The 13,077-nt window shown below is 69.3% G+C and carries 12 protein-coding genes; 9 read left to right on the plus strand and 3 right to left on the minus strand.

The features are described from left to right. Positions 1 to 19 precede the first annotated feature (19 nt). The 8 genes from ACLJQ7_RS00880 to ACLJQ7_RS00915 all read left to right on the plus strand — a co-directional run bounded on the left by ACLJQ7_RS00880 (position 20) and on the right by ACLJQ7_RS00915 (position 10,389). Entirely contained in the window at positions 20 to 1,351 is a 1,332-nt protein-coding gene (locus tag ACLJQ7_RS00880; protein WP_410646155.1) for a GH1 family beta-glucosidase, read from the plus strand. 221 nt (positions 1,352 to 1,572) lie between these two features. Further along, positions 1,573 to 3,048, plus strand: coding sequence for an amidohydrolase family protein (locus ACLJQ7_RS00885; protein WP_410646156.1), 1,476 nt, complete (start codon positions 1,573 to 1,575; stop codon positions 3,046 to 3,048). Beyond that, positions 3,045 to 4,187, plus strand: a complete 1,143-nt coding sequence (locus ACLJQ7_RS00890; protein ID WP_410646157.1) for a M20 family metallopeptidase — start codon at positions 3,045 to 3,047, stop codon at positions 4,185 to 4,187. The genes ACLJQ7_RS00885 and ACLJQ7_RS00890 overlap by 4 nt, the downstream gene beginning before the upstream one ends. A gap of 31 nt (positions 4,188 to 4,218) precedes the next feature. Next, positions 4,219 to 5,103, plus strand: coding sequence for a GNAT family N-acetyltransferase (locus ACLJQ7_RS00895; RefSeq protein ID WP_410646158.1), 885 nt, complete (start codon positions 4,219 to 4,221; stop codon positions 5,101 to 5,103). After that, a complete protein-coding gene (gene menC, locus ACLJQ7_RS00900; RefSeq protein ID WP_410646159.1) occupies positions 5,100 to 6,206 on the plus strand; it encodes an o-succinylbenzoate synthase in 1,107 nt (368 codons plus the stop codon). The genes ACLJQ7_RS00895 and menC overlap by 4 nt, the downstream gene beginning before the upstream one ends. Before the next feature lie 76 nt (positions 6,207 to 6,282). Further along, positions 6,283 to 7,953, plus strand: a complete 1,671-nt coding sequence (locus ACLJQ7_RS00905) for a PucR family transcriptional regulator (RefSeq protein WP_410646160.1) — start codon at positions 6,283 to 6,285, stop codon at positions 7,951 to 7,953. 142 nt (positions 7,954 to 8,095) lie between these two features. Further along, a complete protein-coding gene (locus ACLJQ7_RS00910; RefSeq protein WP_410646161.1) occupies positions 8,096 to 9,361 on the plus strand; it encodes an MFS transporter in 1,266 nt (421 codons plus the stop codon). A gap of 113 nt (positions 9,362 to 9,474) precedes the next feature. Further along, positions 9,475 to 10,389: a serine hydrolase gene (locus ACLJQ7_RS00915; protein WP_410646162.1), complete on the plus strand. Its 915-nt coding sequence runs from the start codon at positions 9,475 to 9,477 to the stop codon at positions 10,387 to 10,389. Here the strand turns inward: ACLJQ7_RS00915 and ACLJQ7_RS00920 are convergent. Further along, complete coding sequence (locus ACLJQ7_RS00920; protein ID WP_410646163.1) at positions 10,358 to 10,552, minus strand: hypothetical protein; 195 nt, start codon at positions 10,550 to 10,552, stop codon at positions 10,358 to 10,360. The two genes, ACLJQ7_RS00915 and ACLJQ7_RS00920, sit on opposite strands and share 32 nt — an antisense overlap. A gap of 98 nt (positions 10,553 to 10,650) precedes the next feature. Between ACLJQ7_RS00920 and ACLJQ7_RS00925 the strand changes: the two genes are divergently transcribed. Next, positions 10,651 to 11,097, plus strand: a complete 447-nt coding sequence (locus ACLJQ7_RS00925) for a VOC family protein (protein ID WP_410646164.1) — start codon at positions 10,651 to 10,653, stop codon at positions 11,095 to 11,097. Between the two features lie 111 nt (positions 11,098 to 11,208). Here ACLJQ7_RS00925 and ACLJQ7_RS00930 read toward each other — a convergent pair whose 3' ends face one another. Both ACLJQ7_RS00930 and ACLJQ7_RS00935 read right to left on the minus strand, forming a co-directional pair. Continuing rightward, positions 11,209 to 11,856 carry a response regulator gene (locus tag ACLJQ7_RS00930; RefSeq protein ID WP_410646165.1) on the minus strand — a complete coding sequence of 216 codons (648 nt, stop codon included), beginning with the start codon at positions 11,854 to 11,856 and terminating at the stop codon, positions 11,209 to 11,211. Next, entirely contained in the window at positions 11,844 to 13,043 is a 1,200-nt protein-coding gene (locus ACLJQ7_RS00935; protein ID WP_410646167.1) for a sensor histidine kinase, read from the minus strand. Before ACLJQ7_RS00935 ends, ACLJQ7_RS00930 begins: the two co-directional genes overlap by 13 nt. Between the last annotated feature and the right edge of the window lie 34 nt (positions 13,044 to 13,077).

Here is a 13,077-nt window from a genome sequence, read left to right on the forward strand (position 1 = left end):
CCGTACAGAGAGGTCCGCCTTGAATCTGCACCTGCCCGCCGATTTCCTGTGGGGTGCGGCCACCGCCGCGTACCAGGTCGAAGGCGCCGTCGACGCCGACGGCCGCCTCCCGTCCATCTGGGACGATTTCGTCCGGGTCCCGGGTGCCGTTCTGAACGGCGACACCGCCGACGTCGCGTGCGATCACTACCGGCGCTGGCCCGAGGATCTCGCCATCATGAAGAAGCTGGGCTTGGACGCCTACCGCTTCTCGGTCGCGTGGCCACGGGTGATCCCGAGCGGTCGCGGCGCGGTCAACCCGGCCGGACTCGACTTCTACGACCGGCTGGTCGACGCGTTGCTCGATGCCGGGATCCGGCCGTTCGCCACGCTGTTCCACTGGGACTTGCCTTCCGCGCTGGAGGGCGGTTGGCCCGAGCGCGACACGGCCTATGCCTATGCCGACTACGCCGCCGTTGTGGCGGCAAGGCTTGGTGACCGGGTGAAGGACTGGAACACCGTCAACGAACCACTGTGTTCGGCCTGGCTCGGCTACCTCGAAGGGCGTTTCGCGCCCGGGGTCAAGGACCTCAAGCAGGCGATCCACGCCTCGCATCATCTCCTGCTCGCGCACGGTCTCGGGGTACAGGCGATTTCCGCGAACGCCGCACAGCCCGCGAACATCGGCCTCGTGGTCAATCTCAGCGGGATCGAACCGGCGTCGGACTCCACCGCGGACGTCGAGGCGGCGGCGCGGATGGACGGACATGTCAACCGCTGGTGGCTCGACCCGTCGAACGGCCGCGGCTATCCCGCGGACATGATCGAGGTGTACGGCGTCGAACCGCCGGTGGTCGGGGACGATCTGGAGGTGATCGCGGCGCCGGTCGGCTTCCACGGCTTGAACTACTACTTCCGGCAGATCGTCGAGGACGATCCGGAGGGTCCGACCCCGCGTGCCCGGCAGGTGCCGGTCGAGGGCGCGGCCACCACGGCGATGGGCTGGGAGATCCACGGGCAGGGGCTGGCGGACCTGATCCACCGGATCGCCGGCGAGTACGGCGCCCGCGCCATCTACGTCACCGAGAGCGGGGCCGCCTTCGACGACAAGGTCGCCGAAGACGGGTCGATCCACGACGCGGACCGCATCGCTTACCTGGAGGAACATCTGGGCGCGGTGGCGGGCGCCGCCGAGGCGGGCGCGCCGGTGAAGGGTTACTTCGCTTGGTCACTGCTCGACAACTTCGAATGGGACAGCGGGCTGAGCAAGCGGTTCGGACTCGTGCGGGTCGACTACGACACGCAGGTCCGCACCGTCAAGGCGAGCGGGCACCGGTACGCGGAGATCATCGCCCAGCACCGGAACCGCTGACCGGGGTCGAAAAGTGTCTCAGGTCCGTGAAGGCCTCCTTGAGGGACTCTGGGTCCCTCAAGGAGGCCTTCACGGACTTCAAGGGAGCAAGGGGGCGGCGGTCACGAGCGATTCGTGCGGGCGGATGGACCGAGGGGTCCGGATTCGTCGCGCGGTACGAACGGACGCCCGCCGAAACCTCCTAGGGTCGCCATGAACGAGGCGATCCTAGGAGGCGAAGCATGCGGACACTTTTGCGCGGCGGTCGTGTCATCGATCCGGCGACGGGGTTCGACGGCACGGCCGACGTGCTGGTATCCGGCGGGGTGGTCACCGCCGTCGGGGCGGGTTTGACCGCGGAGCCGGGCGACGTGGAGATCGACGTGTCCGGGCTCGTCGTCGGGCCGGGCTTCATCGACCTGCACAGCCACGTGCACACCATCGCGGGCCAGCGGCTGCAGGCGATGGACGGCGTGACGACCGCGCTCGACCTCGAGGCCGGGTTGATGCCGATCGAGCGGGCCTACGCCGAGGCGGCCGCCGCGGGACGTCCACTGCACTACGGCTTTTCCGCATCCTGGGGTGCCGCGCGGGCACAGGTGCTCGCCGGGATCGAGCCCGACGCGAATATCGACAGCGGGCTGGCGGTACTCGGGAACCCGGCCTGGCAAAAGTCTTCGTCACCGAAGGAGCTGGCGGCCTGGCTGTCCCTTGTGGACGGTGAGCTGGCCGCGGGAGCGCTCGGCGTCGGCGTGCTGCTCGGCTACGCGCCCGACACTGAGCCCGGCGAGTTCCTCGCGCTGGCCCGGCTGGCCAAGGAGGCCGGGGCGCCGACCTACACCCATGTCCGTGAACTGGTCGAGGTGAACCCGGAGACACCGATCGACGGTTCGGCCGAGATCGCGATCGTCGCGGCCGAGACCGGCGCCGCGATGCACCACTGTCACGTGAACAGCACGTCCGGCCACCAGATCGAGCGCGTGCTCGCGGCGCTCGAAGCGGGACGCGCGGCCGGGTCGCGGGTGACCGTCGAGGCCTATCCGTACGGGGCGGGCAGCACGGGGATCGGCGCCGCCTTCCTCTCGCCCGAAAGGTTGAAGATGAAGGGGTTGTCCCCGTCCAGCGTGATCATGCTGGAGTCGGGGGAGCGCATCGCCGACGAAGGCCGTCTGCTCCAGGTGCGCGCGGAGGATCCCGGCGCGCCCTGCATCCTGGAGTTCCTCGACGAAAGCAGTCCGCACGACCTCGGTCTGCTGCGCCAGGCGCTCGCGTTCCCGGACGCCATCGTCGCCAGCGACGCGCTGCCCGTGTACTGGAAGAACGGCACCAGCGAGAGCACCGAATGGCCGCTGCCGCCCGGCGGCGCGACCCATCCGCGCACGGCCGGGACCTATGCCAAGACGTTGCGACTGATGGTGCGTGAGAGCAAGGCCTGGACCTGGCTCGAGGCGTTCCGGCGCTGCTCCTACCTGCCGGCGCGGGTGCTCGACGAGGTCGCGCCCGGGGCGCTGGCCAAGGGACGGCTGAACGTCGGTGCCGACGCGGACATCGTCGTGATCGACCCGCACGCCATCACCGACGCTGCGACCTATTTCGACTCGACGCGGCCCTCCGTCGGTGTCCGGCATCTGTTCGTTTCGGGTGTCCCCGTCGTGATCGACGGGAATCTGCGCACGGACGCCTTCCCCGGCAAGCCGCTGCGGGGTGAGCCGCGATGAGCGATCTGCTCGCCGACATCGAGACGCTGGTGTGCTGCGAGTCGCCGTCGTCGGATCACGAAGCGGTGGCCCGCAGCGCCGACGTGGTGGCCGGAGTCGGCCGGAGGCTGCTCGGCGTGGATCCGGAGAAGATCGTCGTCGACGGCGTCACCCATCTCCGCTGGAACTTCGGCGCCGGCCCGCCTCGTGTCCTGCTGCTCGGGCACCACGACACGGTGTGGCCGCACGGTTCACTGGAGACCCATCCGTTCTCCGTGCGGGACGGAGTGCTGCGCGGACCCGGTTGCTTCGACATGAAGGCGGGGGTCGTGATGGCGTTGCACGCCGCCGCGTCCGTGCCCGATCGCGGCGGACTGTCCATTCTGGTCACCGGGGACGAGGAGATCGGCTCACCGTCCTCCCGCGCGCTGATCGAGGAGACCGCGGCGGGGTGTGACGCCGCGTTCGTGCTGGAGGCTTCGGCCGACGGCGGCGCGCTGAAATGCCGGCGCAAAGGCGTTTCCCACTACCGGGTTGAGGTGACCGGCCGCGCCGCGCACGCCGGGCTCGAACCGGAAAAGGGCATCAACGCCGGAATCGAGATCTCCCACCAGATCCTCGCGGTGGCCGCGCTCGCCGATCCCGGTGCCGGGACCAGCGTGACGCCCACCGTCGTCTCGGCCGGAACGACGGTCAACACCGTCCCGGCCGCGGCGAGTGTGGCCGTCGACGTCCGCGTCTGGGACGAGGCCGAGCAACTCCGTGTCGACCGTGCCATCCGGGAACTCCGCCCGGTCCTGGACGGCGCCGAGGTCCGCGTGACCGGCGGGATCAACCGGCCGCCACTCGAAGAGGGTTCGTCGACGGGACTGTTCGCCTTGGCCGGCGAACTGGCGGAGGAACTCGGGCTTGAGGAGCTGACGTCGGCGTCGGTCGGCGGTGCCTCGGACGGCAACTACACCGCCGGGATGGGCATTCCGACACTGGACGGCCTTGGCGCCGTCGGTGGTGGGGCACACGCGGATCACGAGCACGTCATCGTCGCGGAGCTGCCGCGCCGTACCGCTTTGCTGGCCGCGCTCGTGGAGAACGTACTCGCGAAGCGGGGTCCGTCCGGTGCGACGAATCCCGCGGGCGAATCTGGTACGGCACGACGGTGACTCGGCCGAAGTGCCGGGAAAGGATTGGCCCGTGACAAATCTTGCTACGAACGCGGACAGCCCGGCGACGGCGGTGGTGCGTGACGAGGCTGTCGCCGCCGCGCGGGCCGCGGCCGTGGCTTCGGGCGTCGAAATCCGCGAGCTGACCGAGATCGCCGATCTGGCCGCCGTGGTCGACCTGTTCGAGTCGATCTGGCGGTCCGGGCCGGGCGGCAGGCCGGTGAGCACGGAACTGCTCCGCGCGATGTCCACGGCCGGCAACTACGTCGCGGGCGCTTTCGCGAACGGTGACCTGCTGGGTGCCTGTTTCGGTTTCTTCGGGAAGCCCGGAAAGGCGAGTCTGCACAGCCATATCGCCGGTGTCGCCAAGGCGGGAGCGGGCCGCGGGATCGGGCACGCGCTCAAACTGCACCAGCGCGGGTGGGCGCTGCTGCAGGACGTCTCGGTGATCACCTGGACGTTCGATCCGCTGGTGCGGCGCAACGCCTACTTCAACCTCGGCAAACTCGGCGCGCGCCCGATCGGCTATCTGCGCGACTTCTACGGTCCGATGGAGGACGACATCAACGGATCGGGTGACACCGACCGGCTGATGGTCGGCTGGGATCTTCGGAGCCCGCAGGTCCGCGCCGCCGCCTTCGGTGAACCCGTCCTGATCGACGCGGAGGGCGTGGGCGGCACGAAGGCGCTCTCGGTCGGCCCCGACGGTGGTCCGAGCATCGGATCCACCGACGGGCCGACCGTCCTCGTCGCCGTCCCGTCCGACATCGAACGGTTGCGCCGCACCGATCCCGGTCGCGGCAACGCGTGGCGCGTCGCGCTGCGCGAAGTCCTCGGCGGACTGCTGGCGGACAACGCCCACGTCGCCGGTTTCGATCGTGCCGGCTGGTACGTGATCTCCAAGGAGCAGTCGTGAAACTCAGTGGTGTGGAACTGCGCCGGGTCCGGATGCCGCTCGTGGCCCCGTTCCGGACGTCGTTCGGAACGCAGTCCGAGCGGGAACTGCTGCTGGTCCGCGCGGTGACCCCGGCGGGCGAGGGTTGGGGCGAATGCGTCGCGATGGAGGCGCCGCTCTACTCGTCGGAGTACAACGACGCCGCCGAGCACATGCTGCGGAACCATCTGATCCCCGCCCTGCTGGCGGCCGAGGACGTGACCGCGCACAAGGTGACGCCGTTGCTGGCGAAGTTCAAGGGGCACCGGATGGCGAAGGGCGCGCTGGAAATGGCGGTCCTCGACGCCGAACTCCGCGCGCACGACCGGTCCTTCGCGGCCGAGCTGGGGTCCACCCGCGACTCCGTGGCCTGCGGGGTCTCGGTCGGGATCATGGACTCGATCCCGCATCTGCTCGACGTCGTCGGCGGCTACCTCGACGAGGGCTACGTCCGGATCAAGCTGAAGATCGAGCCCGGCTGGGACGTCGAGCCGGTCCGCCAGGTGCGTGAGCGCTTCGGTGACGACGTGCTGCTGCAGGTCGACGCGAACACCGCGTACACGCTGGGCGACGCGCCACTGCTGTCCCGGCTCGACCCGTTCGACCTGCTGCTGATCGAGCAGCCGCTCGAAGAGGAGGACGTGCTCGGCCACGCCGAACTGGCCAAGCGGATCCGGACGCCGATCTGCCTCGACGAGTCGATCGTCTCGGCCAAGGCCGCCGCGGACGCGATCAAGCTCGGCGCCTGCCAGATCGTCAACATCAAACCGGGCCGGGTCGGCGGGTACCTCGAAGCCCGCCGGGTGCACGACGTCTGCGCGGCGCACGGGATCCCGGTGTGGTGTGGCGGGATGATCGAGACCGGGCTCGGCCGGGCGGCCAACGTCGCACTGGCCTCGCTGCCCGGCTTCACACTGCCGGGCGACACCTCGGCGTCCGGCCGGTTCTATCGCACCGACATCACCGAGCCGTTCGTGCTGGACGGCGGGCAGTTGCCGGTACCGACCGGACCGGGACTCGGCGTGACTCCGATTCCCGCCCTGTTGGACGAGGTCACCACGGAGAAAGCGTGGATCGGTTCGTAGCGTGCTACGAAATCCGAGGTTAGATTTGGTCGGATCGAACCGGTCGGTTCGGCGAGGCCGGGTTTAACTTCGGGGGGTGCTGACACCGGTGCCCAGCAAGCCGCATACGAGTTTGGGGCGCGTCCTCGAAGACCTCGGGGACGTGCTCCTGGAACCGGTCGCGGTCGGCCGGACCACCCGCAAGCAGCTCGGCGGGGTGGTCATCCACGATCCGCACGACGAATCCGACATCCCTGGCGGAGCCGTCGTGCTCGGCGTCGGGGTGCGGGACCAGGACGAGGTCGTCCGCCTCTTGCACGACGTGGGTGCGCGAGGCGCGGCGGCGCTCGTCGTCCGGTCTCCCGTCACCCCGGCGCCGGAACTCCGGCGTGCCGCGGAGTCATCCGGGGTCGCCCTGCTGGGACTCGCGCGCGGCGCGTCCTGGACGCAGCTCGCCGCCATGCTCAGGACGTTGCTCGCCGAAGAGGACGTCGGTGAGGTCTCGCCGCAGACCCTCGGTGGCATGCCTTCGGGTGATCTGTTCGCACTGGCCAACGCGATCGCCGCGCTCATCGACGCGCCGGTGACCATCGAGGATCGCAACAACCGGATCCTCGCGTTCTCCGGACGCCAAGACGAAGCGGACCCCTCCCGGGTCGAGACCATCCTCGGCCGTCAGGTGCCCGAGCGGTTCGCCCGCGGCCTCGAACAGGACGGCGTCTTCGAGAAGCTGTACCGGGACCAGGCGCCCGTGTACGTCGATCCGCAGCGGTACGACGACAACGCCATCGCGCTGCCCCGCGTGGCGCTCGCCGTCCGCGCCGGCGACGAGGTGCTCGGATCGATCTGGGCGGCGGTCCGGGAACCGCTCAGCGCGGAGCGCACCCAGGCGTTGATCGACGCCGCCAAACTCGTCGCGCTGCACCTGCTCCGGTTGCGCGCGGGCGCCGACGTCGAACGGCGGTTGCGCGCGGATCTGGTGAGCACGGCGCTCGAAGGCGGGGCCAGTGCCCCAGAGGCGATCGCCCGGCTAGGGTTGCTCGGCCAGCCGTCGATCGTGCTCGCCATGGGACTGCTCGGCGCGCCCGACCCCGAGGACGATCTCCGGCTGGTCGCGGACCGCCAGCGGGTCGCCGACGCGCTGGCGATGCACCTGAGCGCCGTCCAGCCTCGGTCGGCCGTCGCGCTGGTCGGCGACGTCGCCTACGGCATCCTCCCGATGCCCGGCGGGCAGGCCGACTGCCAGGAGCGTTCGGTGCGGGTCGCGTCGACCTTCCTGGAGCGCACGGGACGTCGTGCGGCGGCCGCGATCGGCATCGGACCGCTCGCGCTCGACGCGTCCGGTCTCCACGCCTCCCGCGACGGTGCGGATCGGGCGTTGCGCGTGCTGCTCACCAACGGCGGCGCCAAACGCGTCGCGACCGCCGAAGACGTCCATGTCGACGCGCTCATGCTGGAGCTGGCCGACCTCGCAGCGGCCAGGGGAGACGTCGCGACCGGACCGGTCGCGCGGTTGCTCACCTACGACGCTCAGCACCAGTCACAACTGGTGCACACCCTCCGATGCTGGCTCGACGCCTTCGGTGACATCGGAGCCGCGTCCGCGTCGGCCTACGTCCATCCGAACACCTTCCGCTATCGGCTGCGGCGGTTGGCCGAAGTCGGCGCCATCGACCTCGACGACGCGGGGGAGCGGTTCGCCGCGATGCTGCAATTGCGGCTGCTGCCCCGTGACGCGCGGACCGGGCCGCCGGGCGCCGAAGACTGATCTTTCGGCCTCCCGGCCCGAAACGACGGCCGATATTCGTGTGATCGCACGAACTCCGCTCGGCGACCGCGTTTCAGAATGAGTGATCGGCGCCACGCTCGCGCCGTTCTCCCTTCTCTTCCGAAGATCCCGCGGAGGCGCCATGACGGCAGTGGTCAACGAGGACACCTGGACAGCACGGCGGATCAACCGGACCGCGCTCATCACCATGGTGGTGATGGTGTGCGCGTGGGCGGTCGACTACATCGACCGGTTCTCGATCGGGATGGCGCTGCCGATGATCGGCGCCGAATTCGAGCTCAGCAAGACCGAACAGGGCTGGCTCGTCACCGTGTTCGCGCTGGTGTACATGATCTGCCAGATCCCGGCGGGTTTCCTCGCCGACCGGTACGGCTCGCGGGGGCCGATGCTGGTCACGCTGCTGCTCTGGTCGGCGTTCACCGCGATGACCGGGATGGCGGGCACGTTCGGCATGCTGCTCGTCGTCCGTGGCCTTTTCGGTGTGTGCCAAGGACTTTTCCCGGCGGCGTCGTTCAAGGCCATCGCCGAAAGGACCACCCCCGGCAATCGCGCGACGGTGACCGGCGTGATGCTGTCCGCGGGCGGTATCGGCGCCGGCCTGGCCCCGCTGATCGTCGGCCCGCTGCTGATGGCGGTCGGCTGGCGGCACACGTTCTTCTGGATGGCGGGGGTCGGTGCGCTCATCGGCGTGGCCGTCTGGACGATCCTGCCGAAGGCACTGCCCGAAAGGCTGAGCAGCCTTCCCCGCGACGTGGTGAAAACCCCTGAGGTATCCCGTAAACAGGTGCTGAAATCCCCGGTGATCTGGAAGTTCACCCTGCTGTTCTGCGTCACCAACATGCTCAACTACGGGATGATCACCTGGGTGCCCAGCTATCTCCTGGAGTCCAGGGGGCTGTCGTTGAGCCAGACCGGGGTACTGGCCGCGATCCCGATGCTGGTCAGCATCGGCACGACCATCCTCGGCGGCTGGCTGTTCGACCGGTACTTCCACGATCACGGCCGCTGGTACCTCGGTTCGATCTCGCTGGTGACCGTGGTGCTGCTGACGTTGATGGTGAACGCGGACAGCACCGCGGAGTTCACGCTCTACGAGACACTCGCCCTCGCGGTCTTCGGCATGGCGACGATGGCGGTCTTCGGCCTGCCGCTACGCGTATTGCCCACGGCGGTCACCGGGATCGGCATGGGCGTGATGAACTTCGGCGGCCAGGTGGCGGGCGCCGTGGCGCCGGTGGCGATGGGCTGGCTCGCCGACACGTTCTCCTACACCGCCGCGTTCGGTTTCCTCATCGGCACCACCTTCCTCACCGCCGTGATGGCGTTCTGGGTGCCGCAGAACCCGGCGCAGTTCTCTTTCGCTCCGGCGAAGTCCAGCGTGTCCTGACCAGCCGCGAGACCCCATCCGAAGGCGTTGCGAAAGCCACTTTCGCAACCTTCAACGTTGCGAAAGTGGCTTTCGCAACACCTTCCGGCGAGCCCAACCTAGACAGGAGTTCCATGCGCACCGCGTCCGAAGTCATCGAAACGATCACCGAACGAGCGAAGGCGGCCGGCGTCCGGGTCCGGCTGCACGCGGCCGAAATCGACGGCACCCGGCGGATCGGCGTCGACGAGCACGCCCCCGTCGTCACGGCGTCGGTGTTCAAGGTCCCGATCGCGCTGGAACTGGCGAAGCAGGGCGCCGAGGGCGGGCTCGACCTGGGCGAGCGGATCACCGTCCCACCCGGACACCCCACGCCGAGCCCGTACGGCCTCGCCACGTTCCGGCACGAGATCTCGATGTCCTGGTACGACCTCGCGATCCTGATGATCGGGATCAGCGACAACGTCGCCACCGACCTGATCCTCGACCGCGTCGGAAAAGAATCGACGGAGAAAACCTTGCGGGGCCTCGGATTCGAACACACCACCGTGTCACAGGACTGCGGAGAAGTGCTCGACAGCATCGGTGAGGACCTCGGAATCTCCTACGAGGACGACGAAAGACTGCTGACGGAACTCCCGATGGAGCGGATCGCCTCGTTGCGAGCGCTCCAGCCGGAGCACAGTTGTGCCACGACGGCCGAAGAGATCACCCGGCTGCTCGGGATGATCTGGCGTGACGAGGCCGCGTCGCCGTCCGCGTGCGCGGACGTCCGGCGCTGGATGGAACTCCAGGTGTGGCCGCACCGGCTGCGGTCCGGGTTCCCGGACGACGGGATCCGCGTCAGCGGCAAGACCGGGACCCTGCCGTCGGTGCGCAACGAGGTCGGCGTGGTCGAATACCCCGATGGCGGCCGATACGCGGTCGGAGTCTTCACCGACGCCGTCGACGCGCGGTCACGCGTGCCGGAGCGGGACGCGTTCATCGGGTTCGCCGCGGCGCGCGCCGTCGAATGGCTCAGGCTTTCCGACGCGCCAGATGGCGCATGATCAGCAGCACGATGCACACGACCGCGACAGCGCCGGCGATCATGCGGAGGGTCCAGTCCAGCCCCGCGAACTGGCCGATCGAGTTGGTGGCCGCGCTGACGAGGAGGACGAGCCAGAGGGAAGCGGTGACCAGTGCGCCGCGGGACTTTTCGGTGTCGTTCATGAAGAAGACGCTAGGGTTCGACAGGGCGGGCGACCAGGGGAGTGGCCCCCGTCGCGAGGTGGTGCTGGCGCTACCCCGCCGAACGAAGGAGTCCCAGCGTGGCGATCCAGCGGATGGACAACGTCCTCATCGTCGTCGAAGACCTTGACGCGGTCATCGCGTTCTTCGTCGAACTCGGAATGGAACTGGAGGGCAAGGGACCGCTCGACTGGCCGGGGGCGGAACGGGTCGTCGGGCTCGAAGACGTCCGCCAGGACGTCGCCATGCTGCGGATCCCGAACGGTCCCGGCCGGATCGAGCTGGCGAAGTTCCACCGGCCGAAGGCCATCACGCCCGAGCCGAAGGACGCTCCGGCGAACACGCTGGGCATCCGCCGCGTCATGTTCGCGGTCGACGACATCGAGGACGTCATCGCCCGCCTGCGTGTCCACGGCGCGGAACTCGTGGGTGAGCTGGAGCGGTACGAGAACATCTATCGCCTCTGCTACGTCCGCGGTCCCGAAGGCATCGTCGTCGGGCTGGCGGAGGAGCTCGGAGGCTCGTGAGCGGCTGGGGCCTGCCCCCGAAAGTCCGTGAAGGCCTCCTTGAGGGACCCAGAGTCCCTCAAGGAGGCCTTCACGGACCGCCTTGGGATCGAGCGCAGCCGTTCGAGGGTCTTAGCCCTTGCCGCCCAGGTAGGCCAGCACCGCCAAGACCCGCCGGTGCCCGCTGTCCTCCGGCAGCCCGAGTTTCGCGAAGATGTTCCGGATGTGCTTGTGCACCGCGCCGTCGCTCACCACCAGCAGCTCGGCGATGGTCGTGTTGTTGTAGCCCTCCGCCATCAGCCCGAGCACCTCGCGTTCCCGCGCGGTCAGCCCTTCGAGCGGGTCGGTCGCCCGGCGGTGCGCCATCAGCTGGGTGATGACCTCGGGGTCCATGGCCGTGCCGCCCTTGACGACCCGGTCCAGCGCGTCGAGGAACTTCTCGACCTTCCCGACCCGCTCCTTGAGCAGATACCCGACGGCGCCCTTTCCGTCGGCGAGGAGTTCTGCCGCGTAGCTGGTTTCGACGTGCGCGGACAGCACGAGCACGGGGAGCCCGGGATACATTTTCCGCGCTTTGACCGCGGCGCGGAGACCTTCGTCGGTGTGGGTCGGCGGCAGCCGGACGTCGGTGATGACCGCGTCGGGCCGGTTCTTGGTGACCAGTTCGAGGAACTCGTCGACGTCGTCCACCGCCGCGGCGACGTCGATGCCCGACGTGTTCAGCAGCATCACCAGGCCTTCGCGCAGCAGCGCGTCGTCCTCGACGATCACGACCCGCATGGCAACTCCACTTTCACTACGGTCGGCCCACCCGTGGGGCTGGACAGTTTCAAGGTCCCGTCGAACGCCTCGGCCCGTTTGCGGATCCCGGACAGGCCGCTTCCCGCGGCTTCGTCGGCGCCGCCGTGGCCGTCGTCGCGGATCTCGATGAGCAGGGTGTCGGCGGTACCGTCGAGGGTGATCCAGGCGTGTTCGGCACCGGAATGTTTGGTGATGTTGGCCAGCATCTCCGCGACCACGAAGTAGGCGGCCGCTTCGACGGCGGCGGGACGGCGGCTGCGGCCGCGCACGTCCACGGTGCACGGGACCGGGCAGCGATCGGCCAGCGCGGTGACGGCGCCGTCGAGACCGCGGTCGGTCAGCAACGGCGGGTGGATGCTGCGCACGACGGTCCGGAGTTCGGCCAGCGCGCCGGTCGCGGTGTCCTGCGCCTTGCCGAGCAACTCCCTCGCCCGCTGCGGGTCCTTGTCGAACAACGAATCGGCGATCCCCAGTTGCAGGACCACCGCGGCGATCCTTGCCTGCGTCCCGTCGTGCAGGTCCCGTTCGAGACGGCGGAGTTCGGCGCCGTGCGCCTCCAGCGCGGCGGCACGAGACGCGGCCAGTTCGACGACGCGGTCGGTCAGCACCACACCGGGTGCGGGTGCGAGCAGCCTGCGTGCGACGGTGGCCTGCCATCGGGCCACACGGGGGAACAGGAAGATCAGCGCGACCATGCCGACGCCGGTGATCGCGCTGAGCGCCGCCAGCGGCCACGACGTGACCATGAACCCGAGCGAGCTTTCCACCCCGCCGGGCACCATCGGCCAGAGGAACGCCGTGACGATCTGCCGGAGCCCGCCGAGCGGCAGGGCGATGGCGAAGATGCCGACGACGAAACCGGTGGCACCGTGGAAGACGAGCCAGCCCAGGTCGCGGCGCGACGCCGGATCGGTCACGGGGTTGCCGGACCGGTACGGCTCCGGGATCGGCTCACCCAGCAGGCGGGCGGCCCGGCGGCGTTCGAAGCCGACCGGACGGCGGATCAGCTGGAGCGCGATCGGCAACGCCGGGACCCCGACGCCGAACGGGCACATCAACAGCACGAACAGCATGCCGACGAGGACGAACCAGGCGACCATCGAGGAGACCGCGCCGACCGCCAGGTACCGGATCGCGGACCAACAGGACTGGAGCCGCGTGATCACCCGGACAGTCTTTCATCCGGCCTTGGAGCGGAGC

It is taken from the genome of Amycolatopsis sp. cmx-4-54, from assembly GCF_046548895.1.
Lineage (GTDB): Bacteria > Actinomycetota > Actinomycetes > Mycobacteriales > Pseudonocardiaceae > Amycolatopsis.

What these genes read in the sequence shown, in the direction of transcription:
- ACLJQ7_RS00885 (WP_410646156.1), top strand. Translation starts at nt 1,573, where the DNA reads ATGCGGACACTTTTGCGCGGCGGTCGTGTCATCGATCCGGCGACGGGG.
- ACLJQ7_RS00890 (WP_410646157.1), top strand. Translation starts at nt 3,045, where the DNA reads ATGAGCGATCTGCTCGCCGACATCGAGACGCTGGTGTGCTGCGAGTCG.
- ACLJQ7_RS00910 (WP_410646161.1), top strand. Translation starts at nt 8,096, where the DNA reads ATGACGGCAGTGGTCAACGAGGACACCTGGACAGCACGGCGGATCAAC.
- ACLJQ7_RS00915 (WP_410646162.1), top strand. Translation starts at nt 9,475, where the DNA reads ATGCGCACCGCGTCCGAAGTCATCGAAACGATCACCGAACGAGCGAAG.
- ACLJQ7_RS00920 (WP_410646163.1), bottom strand. Translation starts at nt 10,552, where the DNA reads ATGAACGACACCGAAAAGTCCCGCGGCGCACTGGTCACCGCTTCCCTC.
- ACLJQ7_RS00930 (WP_410646165.1), bottom strand. Translation starts at nt 11,856, where the DNA reads ATGCGGGTCGTGATCGTCGAGGACGACGCGCTGCTGCGCGAAGGCCTG.